Annotated in this window: 22 protein-coding genes; 18 read left to right on the top strand and 4 right to left on the bottom strand. The window is 61.2% G+C overall.

Annotated elements, in window-relative coordinates; genetic code table 11:
* The first annotated feature begins 2 nt into the window (after window positions 1-2).
* Both K419_RS0105115 and K419_RS0105110 read left to right on the top strand, forming a co-directional pair.
* Window positions 3-392 (top strand): response regulator, encoded by a 390-nt coding sequence (locus K419_RS0105115; protein WP_026840639.1) that lies wholly within the window; start codon window positions 3-5, stop codon window positions 390-392.
* A gap of 32 nt (window positions 393-424) precedes the next feature.
* Window positions 425-814 (top strand): hypothetical protein, encoded by a 390-nt coding sequence (locus K419_RS0105110; protein ID WP_026840638.1) that lies wholly within the window; start codon window positions 425-427, stop codon window positions 812-814.
* On the opposite strand, the gene K419_RS0105105 is transcribed toward K419_RS0105110, so the two are convergent.
* Entirely contained in the window at window positions 811-1,275 is a 465-nt protein-coding gene (locus K419_RS0105105) for a metallophosphoesterase family protein (RefSeq protein ID WP_026840637.1), read from the bottom strand. The genes K419_RS0105110 and K419_RS0105105 overlap by 4 nt on opposite strands.
* A gap of 228 nt (window positions 1,276-1,503) precedes the next feature.
* Here K419_RS0105105 and sppA point away from each other — a divergent pair, with 228 nt between their 5' ends.
* The 13 genes from sppA to K419_RS0105040 all read left to right on the top strand — a co-directional run bounded on the left by sppA (window position 1,504) and on the right by K419_RS0105040 (window position 12,465).
* Window positions 1,504-2,385: a signal peptide peptidase SppA gene (gene sppA / locus K419_RS0105100; RefSeq protein ID WP_026840636.1), complete on the top strand. Its 882-nt coding sequence runs from the start codon at window positions 1,504-1,506 to the stop codon at window positions 2,383-2,385.
* 105 nt (window positions 2,386-2,490) lie between these two features.
* Window positions 2,491-3,027: a YceD family protein gene (locus K419_RS0105095; RefSeq protein WP_026840635.1), complete on the top strand. Its 537-nt coding sequence runs from the start codon at window positions 2,491-2,493 to the stop codon at window positions 3,025-3,027.
* Between the two features lie 15 nt (window positions 3,028-3,042).
* A complete protein-coding gene (rpmF, locus tag K419_RS0105090; protein ID WP_012531545.1) occupies window positions 3,043-3,225 on the top strand; it encodes a 50S ribosomal protein L32 in 183 nt (60 codons plus the stop codon).
* Between the two features lie 54 nt (window positions 3,226-3,279).
* Window positions 3,280-4,338 carry a phosphate acyltransferase PlsX gene (gene plsX / locus K419_RS0105085; protein WP_026840634.1) on the top strand — a complete coding sequence of 353 codons (1,059 nt, stop codon included), beginning with the start codon at window positions 3,280-3,282 and terminating at the stop codon, window positions 4,336-4,338.
* Window positions 4,335-5,315: a beta-ketoacyl-ACP synthase III gene (locus K419_RS0105080; RefSeq protein WP_012531543.1), complete on the top strand. Its 981-nt coding sequence runs from the start codon at window positions 4,335-4,337 to the stop codon at window positions 5,313-5,315. The genes plsX and K419_RS0105080 overlap by 4 nt, the downstream gene beginning before the upstream one ends.
* Window positions 5,316-5,445: 130 nt before the next feature.
* Window positions 5,446-6,381 carry an ACP S-malonyltransferase gene (fabD, locus tag K419_RS0105075; RefSeq protein WP_026840633.1) on the top strand — a complete coding sequence of 312 codons (936 nt, stop codon included), beginning with the start codon at window positions 5,446-5,448 and terminating at the stop codon, window positions 6,379-6,381.
* The gene (fabG, locus tag K419_RS0105070; RefSeq protein WP_012531541.1) at window positions 6,378-7,118 is read left to right on the top strand and encodes a 3-oxoacyl-[acyl-carrier-protein] reductase; all 741 of its coding nucleotides are present in this window, start codon (window positions 6,378-6,380) and stop codon (window positions 7,116-7,118) included. The genes fabD and fabG overlap by 4 nt, the downstream gene beginning before the upstream one ends.
* Before the next feature lie 139 nt (window positions 7,119-7,257).
* Window positions 7,258-7,491: an acyl carrier protein gene (acpP, locus tag K419_RS0105065; protein WP_012531540.1), complete on the top strand. Its 234-nt coding sequence runs from the start codon at window positions 7,258-7,260 to the stop codon at window positions 7,489-7,491.
* An 87-nt stretch (window positions 7,492-7,578) separates the two neighbouring features.
* Window positions 7,579-8,811, top strand: a complete 1,233-nt coding sequence (gene fabF / locus K419_RS0105060; protein WP_026840632.1) for a beta-ketoacyl-ACP synthase II — start codon at window positions 7,579-7,581, stop codon at window positions 8,809-8,811.
* Window positions 8,812-8,813: 2 nt separating this feature from the next.
* Window positions 8,814-9,269 carry a ribose 5-phosphate isomerase B gene (gene rpiB / locus K419_RS0105055; RefSeq protein ID WP_026840631.1) on the top strand — a complete coding sequence of 152 codons (456 nt, stop codon included), beginning with the start codon at window positions 8,814-8,816 and terminating at the stop codon, window positions 9,267-9,269.
* A 93-nt stretch (window positions 9,270-9,362) separates the two neighbouring features.
* The gene (gene glyA / locus K419_RS0105050; protein ID WP_026840630.1) at window positions 9,363-10,610 is read left to right on the top strand and encodes a serine hydroxymethyltransferase; all 1,248 of its coding nucleotides are present in this window, start codon (window positions 9,363-9,365) and stop codon (window positions 10,608-10,610) included.
* Between the two features lie 445 nt (window positions 10,611-11,055).
* Complete coding sequence (locus K419_RS0105045; protein ID WP_226377625.1) at window positions 11,056-11,490, top strand: hypothetical protein; 435 nt, start codon at window positions 11,056-11,058, stop codon at window positions 11,488-11,490.
* An 87-nt stretch (window positions 11,491-11,577) separates the two neighbouring features.
* Complete coding sequence (locus tag K419_RS0105040; protein ID WP_026840628.1) at window positions 11,578-12,465, top strand: radical SAM protein; 888 nt, start codon at window positions 11,578-11,580, stop codon at window positions 12,463-12,465.
* Window positions 12,466-12,481: 16 nt separating this feature from the next.
* Here K419_RS0105040 and K419_RS0105035 read toward each other — a convergent pair whose 3' ends face one another.
* Window positions 12,482-12,940: a hypothetical protein gene (locus K419_RS0105035; RefSeq protein WP_026840627.1), complete on the bottom strand. Its 459-nt coding sequence runs from the start codon at window positions 12,938-12,940 to the stop codon at window positions 12,482-12,484.
* Window positions 12,941-13,336: 396 nt separating this feature from the next.
* Between K419_RS0105035 and K419_RS0105030 the strand changes: the two genes are divergently transcribed.
* From K419_RS0105030 to hisS, 3 genes are all read left to right on the top strand, one after another.
* On the top strand, window positions 13,337-15,670 hold the full coding sequence (locus K419_RS0105030) for a DNA internalization-related competence protein ComEC/Rec2 (protein WP_051292895.1): 2,334 nt from the start codon (window positions 13,337-13,339) through the stop codon (window positions 15,668-15,670).
* Between the two features lie 74 nt (window positions 15,671-15,744).
* Window positions 15,745-17,121 carry a GGDEF domain-containing response regulator gene (locus tag K419_RS0105025; protein WP_026840625.1) on the top strand — a complete coding sequence of 459 codons (1,377 nt, stop codon included), beginning with the start codon at window positions 15,745-15,747 and terminating at the stop codon, window positions 17,119-17,121.
* 92 nt (window positions 17,122-17,213) lie between these two features.
* Window positions 17,214-18,497: a histidine--tRNA ligase gene (hisS, locus tag K419_RS0105020; protein ID WP_026840624.1), complete on the top strand. Its 1,284-nt coding sequence runs from the start codon at window positions 17,214-17,216 to the stop codon at window positions 18,495-18,497.
* Window positions 18,498-18,724: 227 nt separating this feature from the next.
* On the opposite strand, the gene K419_RS21620 is transcribed toward hisS, so the two are convergent.
* Together K419_RS21620 and K419_RS0105005 are read right to left on the bottom strand one after the other, a co-directional pair.
* On the bottom strand, window positions 18,725-19,423 hold the full coding sequence (locus K419_RS21620; protein ID WP_035496907.1) for a pirin family protein: 699 nt from the start codon (window positions 19,421-19,423) through the stop codon (window positions 18,725-18,727).
* A 254-nt stretch (window positions 19,424-19,677) separates the two neighbouring features.
* On the bottom strand, window positions 19,678-19,908 hold the full coding sequence (locus K419_RS0105005) for a CDGSH iron-sulfur domain-containing protein (RefSeq protein WP_012531528.1): 231 nt from the start codon (window positions 19,906-19,908) through the stop codon (window positions 19,678-19,680).
* Window positions 19,909-20,104: the final 196 nt, after the last annotated feature.

Genomic DNA, 20,104 nt, shown 5'->3' with positions numbered 1-20,104 from the left:
CGATGGGAAAGATTCTTATTGTGGATGACGATGCACCTTTCATCGGGGCATTGACTGACAAGATACGGGCCCTCTATCCACTTTTGGATGTGGTGGGGTGTACCGACCCCTTGGAGGCGCTCACCGCACTCAAGGAGCAGGATATCGACCTGCTGCTGGTCGACCTGGAAATGCCGATGCTGGATGGGACCAAGATTCTCAACTACGCCGTCTCGTTAGGGATGGACAAGAACAGGATCGTGATATTGTCGGGGCGTGATTCGGACTACCTGCACGAGCAGTTCCCGATGGGGACCTGTCTCGCTGTATTGAACAAGTATGAGGCCAAGCAAAAGGCGGTGCTGGACATGATCTTCAGCTCCATGCATCGAAAAGCAGGGGCTGGGGGGTAGAGCCCCTCCCTGTTTTTAAGAGGTTATAGAGAATGGCAAAACAAATGAGGCTCACCTGCTACGGGCGGGCGCAAAGCAGGCCGGAGTGGGAAAGCCCCTTCGGCGGGGTGACGTTCGATCTGTTTTTCGCGGAACTGGCGCAGGAGCTGGAGCGCTTCGGCATCACGCTGGAGCGGGGAATCGCCTGCGGCGAGGTCATCGAGGTGAAGAGCTACGGCGACCTTTTGAATTCGGTGAGGATCGCTTCCCCTTCGGACGGGATCAGCAACGTCTGCGTGGGACACGTCATCGGCCAGAGCCCCCACCTCGACCCGCTCGAAGACATAAGGCGCGCCGTGAACCGCATCGCGTTCGCGCCGGAAACGGTCGCCCCCGACAGCGAGAACCGCAAGGTCTGCCATAACTGCGGCTGCGGCTGCTAGATAGGGTACAGCTTGGCGCTCGCCGTCGCGCCGTGAATGGTGACGATGGCGAAGCTTCCGGCTAAACCTTCCTTCAAAGGTCCCGGGTTGACGAGCAGCATGCCGTGCGCCGCCTCGACCGCGGGTAGGTGCGTGTGGCCGTAGAGCACCACGGAAGCTTTCGCTTCGATCCCCTTGCCGATCAGCTCCTTCAACCCGCTTTTCACCCGCTCCCTGTTGCCGTGCGTCGCCAGGATGCGGCACTCGCCCAGTTCCAAGGTGAGCTCCGCCGGGAGGCCGCGGTCGAAGTCGCAGTTCCCCGCCACCTTGTGTACCGTCACTCCCAGTACTTCTTCCAGCATGCGTGCGTCCTCGGAGCCGTCTCCCAAATGGATTATCCCGTCGACATCGCCGGCCATCTGATGCGCCCTGAAGGCATGTGCGTAATTGCCGTGGCTGTCTGAGATGACAAGTAGTCTCATAGCTCCTCTTCTCGTTGCTGCGGATGCGCGCCGCTTATTTTGTTTTTGCGCGTGACCGCTCATAGTGTAGAGTTGTTGGCGCCGTGCCGTCTGCCTTTGTCATGCGCCCATTACAGATATAGGATAACGGCCGCGCCTATGACAAGGAAAAAACTGCGGGATTGAGTTTACAGCAAAGCAGCTGCCTTATTGTGTTCGCCAGCTGCAGGTAAAGCTTTAGGAGGAAGAATGAAAAAGGGATGCATGCTCTATGGCTCCTTGTTCATAGCAGGGGTGTTGCTTCTTTTCCTTTTCTGTGTCGGCGTCGTCAAAGCGTTATTGAACGACGGGGATAGCTTGAAGGGCGACGGGGTCGGCCTGGTCGAACTGAAGGGGCTGATCGTCGACGGGCAGGAGACGGTGCGGCAGCTGCGCGAGCTGAAAAAGGACGAGCGGGTGAAGGCGGTGGTCTTGCGCATCGACTCGCCGGGCGGAGTCGTCGGCCCCTCCCAGGAGATCTACGCCGCAGTGAAGGGGGTGGCGAAGGTGAAGAAGGTGGTGGTCTCCATGGGGAGCGTCGCCGCTTCGGGTGGGTACTACGCGGCTGCGCCTGCTACCCTCATCTACGCCAACCCAGGCACCATCACCGGGAGCATCGGCGTCCTGATGAAGTTCTCCAACATCGAGGGGCTGATGGACAAGGTGGGGCTGAAGGCCTTCACCATCAAGACCGGCAAGTTCAAGGACGTAGGCTCCCCGGTCCGCACCATGAGCGACGAGGAGAGGGGGATGCTGCAGGGGGTGATCGACAGCACGCACCAGCAGTTCATAAAGGCGGTCGCCGAGGGAAGAAAGCTTCCGGTCGAACAGGTGCGCGCCATCGCCGACGGCAGGATCTTTTCCGGAGAGCAGGCGCTGGCTGCAAAGCTCGTGGACCGGATCGGCACCCTGCAGGACGCAGTCGAGGAAGCCGGGCGGCTGGGGGGTATCAAGGGGGAGCCCGAGTTGATACGTCCTCCCAAGAAGAAGAGCAGGATTTTCGGCGCTCTGAGTGAGCGGGCCGAGCAGCAACTGGAACAGTTTTCCGGCTCAGACAGTGGTGTCAGTCTCGACTACAGGTTGGGTTGGTAAAGCCCTGACAATGGGGCTGTGATAGGCGTGCCGTTCCTCAGATTTGCCTTGACAAAAAAGTCGCCATCTATATACTGAGAAACTTTGAAAAAGGGGGAGACCGTCTTGAAGATAGAGATCGAGAAGGTTAAGAAGAAGCAGGTCGACCTCTCCGAAGCGGAGCCAGCCTCCCACTTTCCCGCCCTGATGGAGATGGAAAAAGCAGGCGAGTGCAGCTTCACCGCACCGGTTACAGCCCAAGTTTCGGCGGTCTGGGAATACGACCACGTGAGGGCGGCCGGCAAGGTGGAAACGGCAGTCAGGCTTACCTGCTCGCGCTGCCTTGCCGAGTACGAGTCCTCCGTCTCCTCGGAGTTCACCATCTTCTATACGGAAGCCAAAGGTGAGGAACTCGACGAGGAAGTTGAACTCTCCGACGAGGAACTGATCTCCGCCAGCTACAGCGGCGACGAGATCGACCTGGCACCCGAGATCGCGGAACAGGTCATGCTGGAGATACCATATAAGCCTTTGTGCAAAGAGTCGTGCCTGGGGCTTTGCCCGCAGTGCGGCGCTGACCTTAACGCCGGAGAATGCGGCTGCGATCGCGGCGGGATTAATTTGAAGATGGCCGCCCTGAAGAAGATCAAGATAGAAAAGTAAAAAAGGAGAATTACCATGGCTGTACCTAAGAAGAAGACCTCCAAGTCGCGCAAGAACATGAGGCGTGCACATGACTTCCTGACTCCTCCCACTGTCTCGACCTGCCCCCAGTGCAAAGCCCCCAAGCTCCCGCATTGCGTCTGCCCCTCCTGCGGCACCTACAAGGGACGCCAGGTGCTGAAAGCCGAAGAACTCTAGTCTTCTCGGTTTCACACTGTCGTGACTGTACGGAATACGTTCCCCAGGGGAAATATGAGAGTTGCTGTCGATGTAATGGGGGGCGACAACGCCCCTCATGTTGAAGTAGAAGGTGCAGTAGCTGCGGCCAGGGAGTTCGGCGTGCCGGTCACCCTGGTCGGAGACGCCGAAAAGGTTCGGGCTGAACTGGCCCGCTACGACTGCAAGGGACTCGACATCGAGGTCTGGCATGCCTCCGAAGTGGTCGGCATGCACGACTCCGCCTCCGACGCGGTACGCAAGAAGAAGGACTCCTCCATCCGCGTCGCCTTTGAACTGGTCAAGGGGGGCGAGGCTGTAGCAGTGGTAAGCGCCGGCAACTCTGGCGCCACCATGGCGGCCGGCATGTTCGTGCTGAAAAGGATGAAGGGGATAGACCGCGCCGCGATCGCCCAGCTTTTTCCCACCGTCTCCGGCAAGACCCTGGTGCTCGACGTCGGCGGCAACGTCGACTGCAAGCCGATACACCTGGTGCAGTTCGCCGTCATGGGCGAGGTGTACGCCAGGTTCGTCATGGGGGTCGACAACCCCAAGGTCGGCCTCCTTTCCAACGGCGAGGAGGCGAGCAAGGGGAATGAGCTCACCCGCGAAACCAGCGCCTTGTTGCGCGAAAAGCCGATCAACTACATCGGCTACGTCGAGGGGCGAGACATCTTCAACGGCTCGGTCGATGTGGTCGTTTGCGACGGCTTCGTCGGCAACGTTGCGCTGAAACTCTCCGAAGGACTCGCCGAAGCCGTGGGCAAGATGCTCAAGGCCGAGATCAAAAGCAGCTTCCTGTCCCAGATCGGCTACCTCCTAAGCCGCAAGGCCTTCAATAACTTCAAGAAAACCGTAGATTACGCAGAGTATGGCGGCGCGCCCCTGCTTGGGATCAACGGCGTCGGCATGATCTGCCACGGCGGTTCCAATCCCAAAGCTATCAAAAACGCTATCCGCTTTGCTCATGAATATGCGCTCAAGGGGGTTAACGGCCGCATGGCCGAGAAGCTCAACGAGAGTTTCCCCGGCGACGCACGTGAGCGTGAGGGCGCCCAGGCGCCCGACGCAGGAACAGAAAGGGTTGCTTCATGATTCGTCCGAAGATCACCGGTACCGGCTCCGCCGTGCCGCAGAAAGTACTGACCAATTTCGACATTGAAAAAATGGTGGACACCAGCGACGAATGGATCGTCTCCCGTACCGGAATCCGGGAGAGGCGCATCGCCTCGGAAGGGGAATTCACCTCGACCTTCGCTGCGCTGGCGGCACAAAGGGCGCTGGAGGCAGCGGGGGTGGCGCCGGAAGAGCTCGACCTCATCGTGGTCGGCACCCTGACCCCCGACTTCCCCTTCCCCGCTACCGCCTGCATCGTGCAACAGATCATCAAGGCCCCCAACGCATTCTGCTTCGACCTCTCCGCCGCCTGCTCCGGTTTCATCTACGCCTTGGCCACCGCCGAGAAATACATCCTCTCCGGCAAGGTCAAGAAGGCGCTGGTCATAGGCGCCGAGGTCCTTTCCCGCATCGTGGACTGGACCGACCGCAACACCTGCCTTCTTTTCGGCGACGGTTCCGGGGCGGTGGTCCTGGAGGCGGTCGAGGGTGAGAGCGGCATCCTCTCCACCCACATGCACAGCGACGGCAACTACTGGGAGATCCTGTACCAGAAGGGGGCCGGCAGCCGCAACCCGGCGACCCAGAAGAACCTGGACGACCGCCTGGTCTACCTGACCATGCAGGGGAACGAGGTGTTCAAGCTGGCGGTGCGCGCCATGGGCGAGGTCGCCCAGGAGGCGCTTGCGGCAAACGGGCTCACCCCCGATGACGTCTCCCTTTTCATCCCGCACCAGGCCAACCAGAGGATCGTCGATTCCATCGGCAAGAGGCTCGGCATCACCGGCGAGCGCGTCTTCGTCAACCTGGACCGCTACGGCAACACCTCGGCTGCGTCGATCCCGATCGCGCTGGACGAGGCGGTGCGCGCCGGCCGGCTCAAGGAAGGGGACATCCTGCTTATCGACGCCTTCGGCGGCGGCCTCACCTGGGGCGCCTCCCTGATCCGCTGGTAGATAGTCTCCCATCGACGTTCCCTCCCCCGGAGGGGGAGGGACAGGGAGGGGGCGCGTAGCGGCTCGATACGACTTCCCCGCTCCAGGGGGAGGTGCACAGTCGCTGCACTAAACAGAAAAGAGGTTATTTATGCAATCTTATGCATTCATCTTCCCGGGGCAGGGGTCGCAGCACGCCGGGATGGGCAAGGAGCTGGCGGAGAACTTCAAGAGCGCCAGGATCAGTTTCGAGGAGGCGGACGACGCGCTTGGTTTCTCCCTGTCGCGCCTTTGCTTCGAAGGGCCCGAGGAGGCACTGAAGCTCACCGCCAACACGCAGCCGGCGATCCTCGCGGCGAGCGTAGCGGCCTTGAGGGTTCTCCGGGAGGAGACGCCGCTCACCCCGTCGTTTCTGGCCGGCCACTCGCTGGGCGAGTACTCCGCGCTGGTAGCCTCGGGCGCGCTCGACTTCGCCGACGCGCTGAGGACGGTTAGGGCGCGCGGCAGCTTCATGCAGGACGCGGTCCCGGTCGGCGTGGGCGCCATGGCTGCCATCCTGGGGGCCGAGGCCGAGCAGTTGGCCGAGATCTGCGCCGAGGCGGCTCAGGGCGAGGTGGTCTCTCCCGCGAACTTCAATTCGCCGGGGCAGATCGTCGTCGCCGGCCACACGGCGGCGGTCAACCGCGCCATCGAGATCGCCAAGGCCAAAGGTTTCAGGAAGGCGATGCTCCTTCCGGTCAGCGCCCCTTTCCATTGCGCCCTGATGCAGAAGGCGGCCGAGCGGCTGGCCGAGACGCTTCAGCCGGTGCAGGTGAACCCGCTCGCGACCCCGGTGGTCACCAACGTGGAGGCGAAGCCCAACTCCGACCCCGCACGCGTGAAGCCGCTTCTGGTGGAGCAGGTCTGCGCCCCGGTCCTCTGGGACCAGATCGTGCAGCAGATCGTCGCCGCCGGCGTCACCAACTTCGTCGAGATCGGCCCGGGCAAGGTGCTCGCCGGCCTGGTGAAGAGGATCAACAAGGAAACCGCCAGCTTCAACGTGCAGGACGTGACCGGCATTAAGGCTTTGACAGGAGGGGCTATATGAGCTTGAACGGACAGGTAGCGATAGTTACCGGCGCCTCCCGCGGCATCGGCCGCGCCATCGCGCTGAAGCTCGCGCTACAGGGGGCCGCCGTGGTGGTCACCGCCACCACCAAGGAAGGTGCTGCGCGCACAGCGGACGAGATCGCAGCTGCCGGCGGCCGTGCACTCGCGGTAAAGGTCGACGTCTCCGTCGTCTCCGAGGTCGAGGCGCTCTTCAAAGAGGCGGTAGCCGCCTTCGGCAAGGTCGACATCCTGGTGAACAACGCCGGGATCACCAAGGACGGCCTCCTTCTCAGGATGAAGGAAGAGGACTGGGACGCGGTGCTCGACGTGAACCTGAAGGGGAGCTTCAACTGCACCCGCGAGGCCGCGAAGATCATGTCCAAGGCGCGCTACGGCAGGATCGTCAACGTCTCCTCGGTCGTCGGCGAGATGGGGAACCCGGGGCAGGCCAACTACTGCGCCTCCAAGGCGGGGATGATCGGCCTCACCAAGTCGGTAGCCAGGGAACTGGCCCGCAGGAACGTAACGGTGAACGCGGTGACGCCGGGCTTCATAGAGACCGACATGACCAGCGAGCTCTCCGAGAAGACCCGCGAGTCGCTCCAGGAGCAGATCCCCATGGGGCGGCTGGGCTCCGCCGACGACATCTCCGGGGCCGTTTTGTTCCTCGTTTCGGACGCGGCAGCCTACATTACCGGGCATGTCCTGTCAGTCAACGGCGGCATGTACATGTGAGCCGGCTAACGGCATTCTTTTTACTTTCAGCGCCAAAAATACCTTTTGCAAATTTAACTTTTCATGCTATGAAATAGCAGGCTTCACCAGAACAAAATCAAAATCGTCTGAACGTTTCAATCAAATGGAGGTGGTATAGATGGCTTCGATCGAAAAACGCATTAAAGAAATAGTTGCCGAACAGCTTGGTGTAGACGAGGCTCAGGTGACCAATGAGTCTTCCTTCATGGATGACCTCGGCGCTGACTCGCTGGATACCGTGGAACTGGTAATGGCCCTCGAAGAAGAGTTTGAAATCGAAATCTCTGACGAAGACGCCGAAAAAATCCAGTCCGTCCAGGACGCAATCGACTACATCACCGATCATACCTAGTAGAAAGGGGGGAGTTTTACTTCCCCTTTTTCATGCCGCCTGTTTCGGCGGCCATGTTCGAGACAGTTTCCAAGGAGAGTTGAGAGTATGAGAAGAGTTGTTGTTACGGGAGTCGGTGTGGTTTCCCCGCTTGGGACCGGAAACGGCAAGAACTGGGATGCACTGGTGGCCGGCAAGTCCGGCATCGCCCCGATCACCCGTTTTGATGCCTCTGACCTGCCGGTGAAGATCGCGGGTGAGGTGAAGGACTTCGTCCCCGAGGATTTCATCGATAAAAAAGAGATCAAGAAGATGGATCTCTTCATCCAGTACGCGCTTGCCGCAGCCCATTTCGCCATGGAAGACTCCGGCCTCGTGATCGACGAAGAGAACGCCGAGCGCATCGGCGTCCTGGTCGGCGCCGGGCTGGGCGGCCTCCCCGCCATCGAGCGCTACCACACGGCGCTGCAGGAAGGGGGGTACAAGAAGATCTCCCCGTTCTTCATCCCGATGCTGATCATCAACCTGGCTCCGGGGCACATCTCCATCAAGTACGGCGCTAAGGGACCCAACGTCTCTTCCGTCTCGGCCTGCGCTACGGGCACCCACTCCATCGGCGACGCCTACCACATGATTCAGCGCGGCGATGCAGACGCCATGATCGCCGGCGGCACCGAATCGACCGTGACCCCCCTGGGGATCGGCGGTTTCTCCGTCATGAAGGCGCTCTCCACCAACAACGACAACCCGGCAGGCGCCTCCAGACCCTTCGACAAGGGGAGGGACGGCTTCATCCTCTCCGAAGGGGCCGGCATCGTGGTGCTGGAGGAGTACGAGGCGGCCAAGGCACGCGGCGCCAAGATCTACGGCGAGGTGGTCGGCTACGGCCTTTCCGGCGACGCCTATCACCTGACATCTCCCGCCCCCGGCGGCGAGGGGGCGGCGCGCTGCATGAAGATGGCGCTCAGGACCGCAGGCATCAACCCGGAGCAGGTCGACTACATCAACGCCCACGGCACTTCCACCCCGTACGGCGACGTCGGCGAGACCACGGCCATCAAGACCGTCTTCGGCGACCACGCCTTCAAGCTCATGGTATCTTCCACGAAGTCGATGACCGGCCACCTGCTGGGAGCCGCCGGCGGCATAGAGGCCTGCTTCTCGCTCATGGCGATGCAGAACTCCGTGGTGCCCCCGACCATCAACTACACGGATCCGGACCCCGAGTGCGACCTGGACTACGTCCCGAATACGGCGCGCGACGCCAAGGTGGAGTACGCCATGAGCAACTCCTTCGGCTTCGGCGGGACCAACGCGTCGCTGCTCTTTAAGAAGGTGTAGGCATGATAGTCCTCGGCAGCGATCACGGCGGCCTCGAGCTGAAGAACGAGATCAAGAACCTCCTAGACGCGAGGGGGATCCCCTGCGAAGACCTCGGCACCCATAACGGAGACTCCGTCGACTACCCCGATTTCGGGGTGGCCGTGTCCCGCCGCGTCTCGGAAGGGAGCGCGGAGAAGGGGATCCTGGTCTGCGGCACCGGAATCGGCATGTCCATCGTGGCCAACAAGTTCCCCGGGGTACGCGCGGCACTTGCCACGGACGTCTTCATGGCGACCATGGCCAAGGAGCACAACAACGCGAACATACTGGTGCTCGGCGGGCGCGTGCTGAAAACCGAACTCGCCCGCGAGATGGTGGCCGCCTGGCTGGACACCGCGTTCGCCGCGGGAAGGCACCAGGGGCGCCTGGACAAGATCGCCGCAGTCGAGCGCCAATTGGGAACCAAGCTTTCCTGATTTTCGCCCACCAGCAGCATCCGTTACCAGCAACAACGGGACTCTCCGGAGTCCCGTTTTCTCATTTCAACACGCTTTTTAGGAGAAACAAAAATGTCAGTACTGGAAACATTCGATCCGGCAGTCGCTGAGGTCATCAGGCACGAGACCGAGCGCCAGGAGTACAACCTCGAACTGATCGCCTCGGAGAACTTCGTCTCCCCGGCGGTGCTCGAGGCGCAGGGCTCGGTCCTCACCAACAAGTACGCCGAAGGGTATCCCGGCAAGCGTTACTACGGCGGCTGCCACTGCGTCGACGTGGTGGAGAACCTCGCCATCGACCGCGCCAAGGAGCTCTTCGGCGCCGACCACGTGAACGTGCAGCCGCACTCCGGTTCCCAGGCCAACATGGCTGTCTACTTCTCCGTGCTGAAGCCCGGCGACACCGTGCTCGGGATGAACCTCGCCCACGGCGGCCACCTGACCCACGGCAGCCCGGTCAACTTCTCCGGCAAGCTCTTCAACATCGTCCCCTACGGCGTCTCCAAGGAGACCCAGACCATCGACTACGAGGAGACCGAGCGCCTCGCCCTCGAGCACAAGCCGAAGATGATCGTCGTCGGCGCCTCGGCCTATCCGCGCATCATCGACTTCGAGGCCTTCCGCCGCATCGCCGACAAGGTGGGCGCAGTGGTCATGGTGGACATGGCGCACATCGCCGGCCTCGTCGCGGCAGGGCTGCACCCGAGCCCGGTTCCCTACGCCGAGTTCGTCACCACCACCACCCACAAGACCCTGCGCGGACCGCGCGGCGGCATGATCATGTGCCGCGAGGACTGGGCCAAGACCCTTAACTCCAACATCTTCCCGGGGATCCAGGGCGGCCCGCTCATGCACGTGATCGCCGCCAAGGCCGTCGCCTTCAAGGAGGCGCTGACCCCGGAGTTCAAGCAGTACCAGGGGCAGATCGTGAAGAACGCCAAGGCGCTCGCCGAAGGGCTCACCAAGCGCGGCTTCAAGCTCACCTCCGGCGGGACCGACAACCACCTGATGCTGGTGGACCTCTCCCAGACCGAGCTGACCGGCAAGGTAGCCGAAGAGGCGCTCGACCGCGCCGGGATCACCGTCAACAAGAACGGCATCCCCTTCGACACCCGCTCGCCGTTCATCACCTCCGGCATCCGCATCGGCACCCCGGCTGCGACCAGCCACGGGCTGAAAGAGGCCGAGATGGAGCAGGTGGCAGGGTTCATCGCCGAAGTCCTTGGCAACGTCACCGACGAGGCCAAGCTCGCCGCAGTAAAGGGCCAGGTCAACGCGCTGATGAAGCGTTTCCCCATGTACGCCAACCGCCTCGCCTAGAGGCCGGCAACCAGAGTAGCAAAGGGAAGGGGGGCGAGCTTGTCGCCCCCCTTTTTCTATCTGCGCTACGGGCGGCTTACCCTGTAGAGGCAGGTGCCCTCGTCTTATTGTCATAGACTAAAGGCAGGCTGCGTCTTCATACTCTGTCATAAGAAGATAAAACCTGATTCTTCCTCCTCGTCTGACATATCCCTATCCCACAACCTTCTTGATACACAGAACTCCCAACCCCCTGTCTTTGTGCCGGTATCTTCCTGACAGTAATAGTCATGAAAAATAATTTATGTCTTGCTGTTGCAATGAAAATTAATGGATGGTAATGTTACTGTGAGATCGCTTGAGGAGGTGGGCTATGCGTGCTCTTGTCATGTTCCTATTTATTGCCATTACTGTCCCCTGTCATGCCGAAGATCCATTGGAGTCCTTGAACACCGTAGAGGACACTATGAGAACCATGCAACGGACCCTGAGAGTGCGGGAGGAAAACCGCAGCGTGGAAGCAGCTTTGGCTGAGGCCGCGATGCAGAGGCTTCCCGAGGACGACCATCTCTATTTCGTGGCAGACGAGGAGATCGGTTCCAACGGCTGGCTGGGGGTCCGCCCCTGCACGGAGGAGCTTGCCGCGACCGGGGAATCCGAAGCGTCCCAAAGCTGCGTCAGGCAGCCAGACGGCACGGTCGTCATGGGATCCCACTACTGGAAAAGCCGCGCTGCATCCGCCGTCGATCTCCGTCCCGGCGCTTTGGTCGTGATCAGGGACGAAAGCGGGGACGGGTGGATTCTCGCCAGGATCACCGACCTGGCAGCGCTGGGGAAGGGGGAGGTCGGCGTCTCGGCACCCTTTACCGCGGCGCTCAAGGGGCTGCGCGTGGTGGAGTAGCACTTTTTTCTGGAAAGGGCGGGGGGTACTCCGGTATGGTGGGCGGGTCCGCAGCACCGGGACCATTCACGATGGAGAGAACCTGCCATGTACTTCTTCAACTACGACGAGCCGCTCTTTCGCCCCCCCTCGGAGGCGGGGAGCCTGATCTTCCAGATCACCATCGGCTGCTCCCAGAACAGCTGCAAGTTCTGCGGCATGTACAAGATGAAGCGCTTCCGCATCCGCAGCCTCGACGAGGTGCGGGCCGAGATCGGCTCCATCCCCCCGCGCTACCGCGCCCAAGTGAAGCGGGTATTTCTTGCCGACGGGGACGCGCTCATCTACCCGCAAAAGGGGTTGGAGTCGATCCTCGATTTGCTGGCCGAGACCTTTCCCGCGCTGACCCGGGTCGGCGGCTATGCCTCCCCGAACAGCCTCGGCACCAAAAGCGTCGATGAGCTGGCCGTTTTGCGCGGCAAGAAATTGCGCATCCTCTACTTCGGGCTGGAAAGCGGGGACGCGGAGACGCTCAAGCTGGTGGACAAGGGGTTTGAGCCGGAGGAGATGCTGGAGCTGTGCCGCAAGGCGAAGAGCGCGGGGATCAAGCTGTCGGTGACGGCCATCCTGGGGCTTGCCGGCAGAAAACGGAGCGCCGAGCATGCCGCCGCCACGGCAAAGTGGGTGAGCGCGCTTTCCCCCGAGTACTTCTCGCTGCTCACCATGTTCCAGCGCCACAACGACGATTTCCTGAAGCTGATCGAGCCTTTGAGCCACGGAGAGATCCTGCTGGAAACACGCGCCCTTCTGGAAGGGCTGCACCCCCAGGGGACCATCCTGCGCTCGAACCACGTCTCCAACTTTTTGAACCTCGCCGGCAGCTACCCAAAGGACCGGGAGCGCCTGATCGAGACTGTGGATGAGGCCTTGCAGCACGCAAAAAGGGACCCCCGCTGGTGCGCGGAGATCCCCTCTTATCAGGAAGAATACTATTAGGCGACGCAGGTTCCCGTCAGCGGGGAACGCCGCAGAGTTTCAGTTCCTTTTCAAGCTTCTCGCGGGAGATGCCGAGCACGCGGCAGGCTTTTTCCCGGTCGCTCTGGTAGCGCTCCATCACCATGAGCAGGAGGGCTTTTTTCAACGACGTCGACAGCTTGTCCATCACCCCTTGCCCCTGGGCGGCTGCCAGAGTAGAGACCAGCGGCTCAAGGTTTCTCTCGAAGAGCGCCGCGCTTTCATCCACCCGCTGCTCGGCTGCCGGTTCCATGCGCTTGAGCCGCACCACGTTGCGCACGCAGTCATCCATGTTGTCCTGGACGAAGCGCAGGGTGTCCCAGTGGCTGTCGACGGTCATTAACCGCAGATCGTCTTTCGTGCCGGCCGGAGCGTTCTTTTTCCTGAGCCGCACTTCCATGATGCAGTAGCCGTAAGCTCCAGACCTGTCGTCAGTGCTGCGATCTCGGTATCCCATCGTGTCACCCCCGTATATGCCGTTTGTTTCTTCTTTTCAACCGCCATACCAAAACCGCGACAGTCGGTTGTTTTCCTGTAACCTGTTGTAATAGCGTCAGAATGTCGGCAGTATCGTCTGGGATTTTGATGCAGCTTTTGCAAGTGCCACTGTGCTAAAGATGCACATGCGCGGTTCAGTCGGTGATCAATAGCTGTCAATTCAATGCTTTAGCTCAGTGGCGAACTGTGAACAGGGGCTGTCCAGCCGCAGGTTAGTTTGTGGGAAGGATCAACTGTAGATAAACCCCGGTGGTTGATCCTGCGCCGCAGACCCGCCTGCGGCCGCAATAAGGAAAAGAGGAGGCGCCCTCTGGAGAGACCCCTGCTGGTACCGCTTGCCTCCCTGGTCGCCGGCTTGGTCAGCGCCGATCTTCTCGATGCCCTCCCCCCGTTCTGGACCCTGATAGCACTCCTCGCCATTACCTTTACCGCCTGTTTCGTCCGAAGCCCCTTCCCCTTTAGGCTCTCGCTTTCCCTGCTGTTCTTCGTCTGGGGCGCCCTTTCTCTCTCTGTATTTCTGCGCCCTGCCGACCGCCTTGCCGCGGTGGCCGGCGCTGGGCCGGTGCTGGTCGAGGGGGTCGTGGACCAGCGCCCGGAGGGTACGGTGACTGGAGGCGCGAAGCTGTACCTGCAGGTGGAGCAGCTTCGGACCGGATCCGGCGAGACTGAAGCACGGGGGCGCCTGCTCGTTTACGTCAGGGAGGGGAGGGTGCCCTTTTGCAGCGGCGACCGGATCCTTTTCCGTTCCAGGATTCGCAAACCGCGCAACCTGGGTTTGCCGGGAGAGGTGGAGCAGGCGCGCCGCCTTGCCTATCAAGGCGTTTTCGCCACCGGCTTCGTACTAAAGGCAGAGGAGATCGTGCTGCTGCGTTCGGGGACGGGACTGGCTCACCGGATGGACCGGCTGGCGGCTTCGCTCGGGCACTTCGTCATGAGGGAGGTCCCCGGCAGCGAGGGGGGCGTGCTGAAGGCGCTGCTCCTCGGGGACAAGGGGGATGTGCCGGAGCAGTTGCAGGATGCCTACGCCAGAAGCGGGGTGAACCACATCCTCTCCATATCCGGCTTCCATGTGGGAATCATCTTCCTGGCCTTGTTTCAGCTGCTGTTCTTCGCGGCGCGCCGCTGCGAGCCGTTGGCCCTGCGCCTGAACCTGAGGCAGGTGCTTCCGCTTTTGGTGCTGCCGGTGCTGGTCTTTTACCTGTTCCTGACCGGGGCGGCACCGGCCACGCTGAGAAGCGTGCTGATGATCGGCGCGGTGGTGGCGGCGCTATATCTAAGGCGCGAGATGGATCCGGTCAATACCGTCATGCTCGCCGCCTGCGCCATCTTGTTCCTTGCTCCTCAGGACTTGTTCGAGGTGTCGTTCCAACTCTCCTTCCTGGCCATCTGGGGACTGGTCGTCCTCGCTCCCCCTCTGGCGGCGCCCGTCACCAAGCTCCCTGCGCTGCTGCGCTGGCTGTGGCTTTTGGCGGCAGCCTCGCTGGCTGCGGTCTTGGCGACGCTGGTCCCGGTGGCGTATTACTTTCAACGGGTGAGCCTGGTTGGGCTGGTCGCGAACCTGCTGGTGGTGCCGCTCATGGGGTACGGCGCGGTCGTAGCCGGCTTCGCCTCGCTTTCCTTGAGCCGTCTCGCCGAACCGGCCGCGCAGGCGCTGCTGCAGCTCGCAGGCCTGCTGGTTCGTCTTTCGGACCGGGTGATCGAATACCTCTCCCTGGCCCCGGTTTTGACCGGATACCTACCGGGGAAGCTCGACCTGCTGCTCGCCTGCCTGGCACTTTGCGCGGTCACCTTCCCGGACTCCAAGGTCAAGCGGCTGGCGGCGCTCTCCCCCCTGCTCCTGGCGCTGGTTTGGCGGGCCGTTCCGGCAGGGGGCGCCGGCGATGGGCTGTTGCACCTGTACTTTCTGAGCGTGGGGCAGGGGGACGCGACGCTGGCCCATTTGCCCGACGGGAAGTGGATGCTGGTGGACGGCGGGGGGAATGCCAATGATGCGTCGGCCAAGGTCGGGCCGCGCCTGCTGCTGCCGGCGCTGAACGCTTTAGGGGTGCGGCGCATCGACTACCTGGTGCTCACCCACGAGCACCCCGACCATCTGCAGGGGGTCTCCTATCTTGCCGCCAGGTTCGAGGTGGGGGAGTTCTGGGAAAGCGGCGTTCCGTCTGCCTCCTACGAGTACGGACAGCTCAAGTGGATCTTGGCCGCACGCGGGGTTGCGGTGCGCAGGGTGAACGGCGCGCTGGGGGAGTTCAGCGCCGGCGGCGCGACCGTGCAGCCGTTATGGCCGTCGTCGCCGGACCCGCCTGCTTCCGGAGACGCCAACGACTCCTCGCTGGTGTTCAGGTTGAGCCACGGGGCGGCGTCGGTGTTTCTTGCAGCAGACCTGGGGGAAAAAGGCGAACGGGAACTCCTGGCGCGGGGGACGCTCTCACGCTCTTCCCTCTTAAAGGTGGCGCATCATGGCAGCCGGTACTCGACCTGCGACCCGTTTATCGGTGCGCTGGCTCCGAAAGACGCAGTGATTTCAGTCGGATATGCGAACGTCTTCCGTCTCCCCGCTCCCGCTACCATGTCCCGGCTGCAAAGGCACGGCGTCAGGGTCTATCGCACCGACCATGAAGGTACAGTAGAGGCGGTACTGGCACAAGAAGGTACCGTTATTGTATCAATGCCTTGGGGGCATTTTAATTGACACTTCGAACGTCTATCTGATAGTTTAGGCGGGAATTGTCCAGAATATACCCGGCATTCCTGGAGATCCGTTGTATGGAAAGGATTCTTTTAGTCGAAGACGACAGCTTCTTCAGAGAGATCTTCACAGACCTTCTCAAGGAAGATGGCTACAGCGTCGAGGTGGCCGTCTCCGGTGAAGAGGCATTGGAGATGATAGGAAAGGGCGGGTATCACCTGGTTGTCACCGACCTGGTGATGCGCGACGTCAGCGGACTGGACATTCTGTCGACGGTAAAGAGGCTGGACCCTGCCACGGCGGTCATCATGGTGACCGGGCACGCCAATGTGGAAACCGCCATCTACGCGCTGAAAAACGGGGCGACCGACTACCTCATCAAACCTATCAACCACGACGAGTTCCGGCATATCGTCGCGCACTGCCTGGAGCAGCGCAGGCTCCTGGACGAGAACCTCGAGCTGAAAGGGCTGGTCAACCTGTTCCAGGTAAGCCAGAACATAGCCAACTGCCTGGAATTGGAGCGCATCTATCCTCTTTTGATGGAGGCGCTGTCCAAAGAGATCGGCGCCAACCGTGGGTTGGGCTACTTCAGCGAGGGTGGGCAGCTGGTGCTGCACGAGCTGAAGGGGATCGACGAGCAGAGCGCACCCCTGCTGGGTCAGGCGGTGATCGCCGAGTGCGACCTGCATGACGACGGCGTCAGCAACCTGGTCATGCTCAGGGATTTTCTTCCGGAAGGGGCGGGATTCGGCGAGATCAGGGAGGCGATCTGCCTCTATATCCGCCAGAAAAGCACGCTGGAAGGGGTCATCATCCTGTTCAACGACCCCGACTCCACGCTCCCCAGGGAGGTGAACCGCAAGCACGTCACCTTCCTACTCGATCAAGCCTCGCTGGCTCTCGACAACGCCGCACGTTACAACTTCGCCAAAGACCTGCTCTACATCGACGAGTTGACCGGCCTTTACAACTACCGATACCTCGACGTGGTGCTGGAGCGGGAGCTGAAGCGCTCGGAGCGCTACGGTTCCAACCTCTCCGTGCTCTTTCTGGACATCGACCTCTTCAAATCGGTGAACGACACCTTCGGGCACCTGATCGGCAGCCGGGTGCTGCGGGAGATCGGCAGCCTGCTCAGAAAGAGCGTCCGCGACGTGGATGCCGTGATCCGCTACGGCGGCGACGAGTACACCATCGTGCTGGTCGAGACCGGGCTGGACGGCGCCGCGATAGTAGCCGAGCGTATCAGGAAGATGGTGGAGGCACATACCTTCTCCAAGGCCGACGGGCTCTCCATCAAGCTCACCGTCAGCCTCGGCTACGCCTGCTCCCCGGACGACGCCTCCACGAAAACGGAACTCCTCGAGATGGCGGATCAGGCGATGTACCGCGGCAAGACCGCCGGCAAGAACAAGGCCTTCCACGCCCAGAGGCTGACCACCCCTCCCTGATCAGAGCAAGCCGTTTCCCCCCAAACGAATCAGGTCTTGGAGCCTCCCGGCTCTTTTGTTTTTTATAAATCTGCACAAGGAGAGTTATTGACGTGGCCATAACAGGTATCAAGGGTTTCAACGACATTCTCCCGGGCGAAGTCGAGAAGTGGCAGTACATCGAGGCGACTGCGCGGCGGGTTTTCGAACTTTACGGGCTCTCCGAGATCAGGATTCCCATCCTCGAGAAGACCGAGCTTTTCTGCCGCTCCATTGGCGATGCGACCGACATCGTGGAAAAGGAGATGTACTCCTTCGTGGACAAGGGGGAGAACAAGGTGACCATGCGCCCGGAGGGGACCGCGTCGGTGATGCGGGCTTACGTCGAGCACAAGATGCACGCCGTCGACCCGGTGGCGCGCCTTTACTACATGGGGCCGATGTTCCGTTACGAGCGTCCCCAAAAGGGGCGCTACCGCCAGTTCCACCAGATCGGCGCCGAGATCACCGGGGTGGCCGCCCCGAGCGTCGACGCTCAGGTGCTCACCATGCTGACCCATTTCTTCAACGAACTGGGATTGACCGAGCCCAGCCTGCAGATCAACTCGCTGGGATGCCCCTGCTGCCGTCCGCTCTACCGCGACGCGCTCAAGAAGTTTCTCCTGGACCGGATCGACAGCCTGTGCGAGGACTGCAAGCGCCGCTACGAGTCGAACCCGCTGCGCGCCTTGGACTGCAAGTCCGCAGGCTGCCAGGAGGCGACAAAGGGCGCTCCCTCCATGCTCGACTACCTTTGCGGCGAGTGCAGCGCCCACTTCGACCAGACCAGGAAATACCTGGAGCTCGCCGGCACCCCCTACGCCATCAACAAGAGGATGGTGCGCGGCCTCGACTACTACACCCGGACCACCTTCGAGATGGTGACGACGCTACTGGGCGCCCAGAGCGCCGTGGCGGCGGGGGGGCGCTACGACGGGCTCATCGCCGAGATCGGCGGGCCGCAGATACCCGGTATAGGCTTCGCCATGGGGGTCGAGCGGGTTGCGCTCCTTCTGGCCGAGAAGGAGTTCTCGCGCCGCCCCGACCTCTTCATCGCGGCCATGGGGGAGGATGCGCACGCCGAGGCGTTCCGTCTCATGTCGGCCCTGCAGCGCGGCGGCGCGGCCGTGGAGATCGACTATGAAGGGAAGAGCCTGAAGAGCCAGATGAGGCGCGCCGACAAGTTCAACTCGCGCTTCACGCTGATCATAGGCGGCGACGAGCTCTCCCGCGGCACCGCTCCCCTGAAGGACATGGACGGCGGCACCCAGTCCGAGGTGCCGCTCGATGCGGAGAGCATCAGAGCCGGGATGAACGGCATCTATTCCGTACCGAGTGAAACTATAATTATCGAATAGTTCGCTGTATTAGCTAAAGGCAATCTACAGGGATGGAGGGGATGAAAGGGATAAAGACAAAAAACTGATTGAAGGTTTTTGAATATCCCCTTTATCCCCTTCATCCCTGTTAAATGGCTTTCAGCCTTTGAAAACGAAAAAACGCGGCAGGCGTGCCGCTCAACCCGGTTTATGCCGTGGTGGAGCGGTATCCCTGCCGCGTTCGTTTTAACAGTGTCAACCCCGCTTTACGGTAGATCGAAAAGCAGCACCTCGCTTTTTTGCCTTGCCGTCAGGCGCACCAGGTCCTCGCCGCTTACCGCTGCGCCGTCTCCTGCTTCGAGCAGATGGCCGTTGACGGTTATGCTGCCGCGTGCCGCTTGAACCCATGCGTGGCGCCCCCGCGCCAGGTGGTGCACCACTTCCTGCCCGCCATCGATAAGGGTCGCGTACAACCTCGCGTCCTGGTTTATGGTGACTGAGCCCTCGGCGCCGTCTGCCGAGGCGATGAGCCGCAAGGCTCCTCTTTTTTCCTGCTCCGGAAAGAGCTTCTGCTCGTAACTCGGCGCGATCCCCTCGCTTTGCGGCAGGATCCAGATCTGGAAGAAGTGAAGGCCCTCTTCTTTGGAATGGTTGAACTCGCTGTGGGTGATGCCGGTGCCGGCGCTCATCCTCTGCACTTCCCCCGGCCGTATCACCGAACCGTTTCCCATGCTGTCGCGGTGCTCCAGTGCCCCTTCCAGAACGTAGCTGATGATCTCCATGTCCCGGTGGGGGTGGGTGGGGAACCCCTCTCCCGGCTGCACCCGGTCTTCGTTTATGACCCGGAGGTTGCTGAAACCCATGTGCCGCGGATCGTAGTATCCGGCGAAGGAAAAGCTGTGATAGGTGTTGAGCCAGCCGTGGTCGGCATGCCCTCTGTCTTCAGATTTTCTGATCGTGATCATGATGTCTCCTTCCCGACCCTACTCGCGGGCCGGCATTTTCTTCGGAGCTAAACCCAGAACGGCGAAGAGAGCAAAGGGGACGATGAAGCACCCGAAAAAGATCCCCCACAGTAAGCCCGCGCTGGTGAGAACGGACCACTCGATCCAAGCCGCGTAGGCCAGGGCTGTCAGCAGCAGTATGCAATGTACTGATTTCAACATTTGTTCAACCTCGCGTTTCCTGCACCGGCAACCCTGGCGCTTCGACGTCCTATTTACCCCTTCTGACAGCTGCCGTCGCAGTAGGGCGCGTTGGCGGTTTTCCCGCAGTTGCACAGGTACACCTGCTGTTTTTCCTTGACCTCGAACGCCAGCGGCGCTTTGTCGCTCCCCGCGTGGGCGCCGTCGCAAAAAGGTGTAGCCGACTTGCCGCAGGTACAGCGGTAGTAGGTGCCCGGCTCGAGATCGACAACAATGGGTCCCTGGGTGGTGGTGCTCTGGTTCATGCGTTTGCTCCTCCTGTTCTTGGATGTCCGGTTCAATATTAACCAGCTTGATGTCAAACTGTATCCTGCAAATAAATCCCGAGCTGTTCGGGAAAGGCAGGCTCGGGGTAGCGCCGGATCTAGTTTGATTTCTTATAGCTTGATGTTAAACTTATTTCTCGCTCCGAGTCAAGTAATTTCTGCGCCACCCTTCTTT

Origin of the sequence: Citrifermentans bremense R1 (genome assembly GCF_000426865.1) — a bacterium.
GTDB lineage: Bacteria > Desulfobacterota > Desulfuromonadia > Geobacterales > Geobacteraceae > Geomonas > Geomonas bremensis.
The sequence above is the reverse complement of the archived record's forward strand: the minus strand, read 5'-3'. Positions and strand labels throughout refer to the sequence as shown.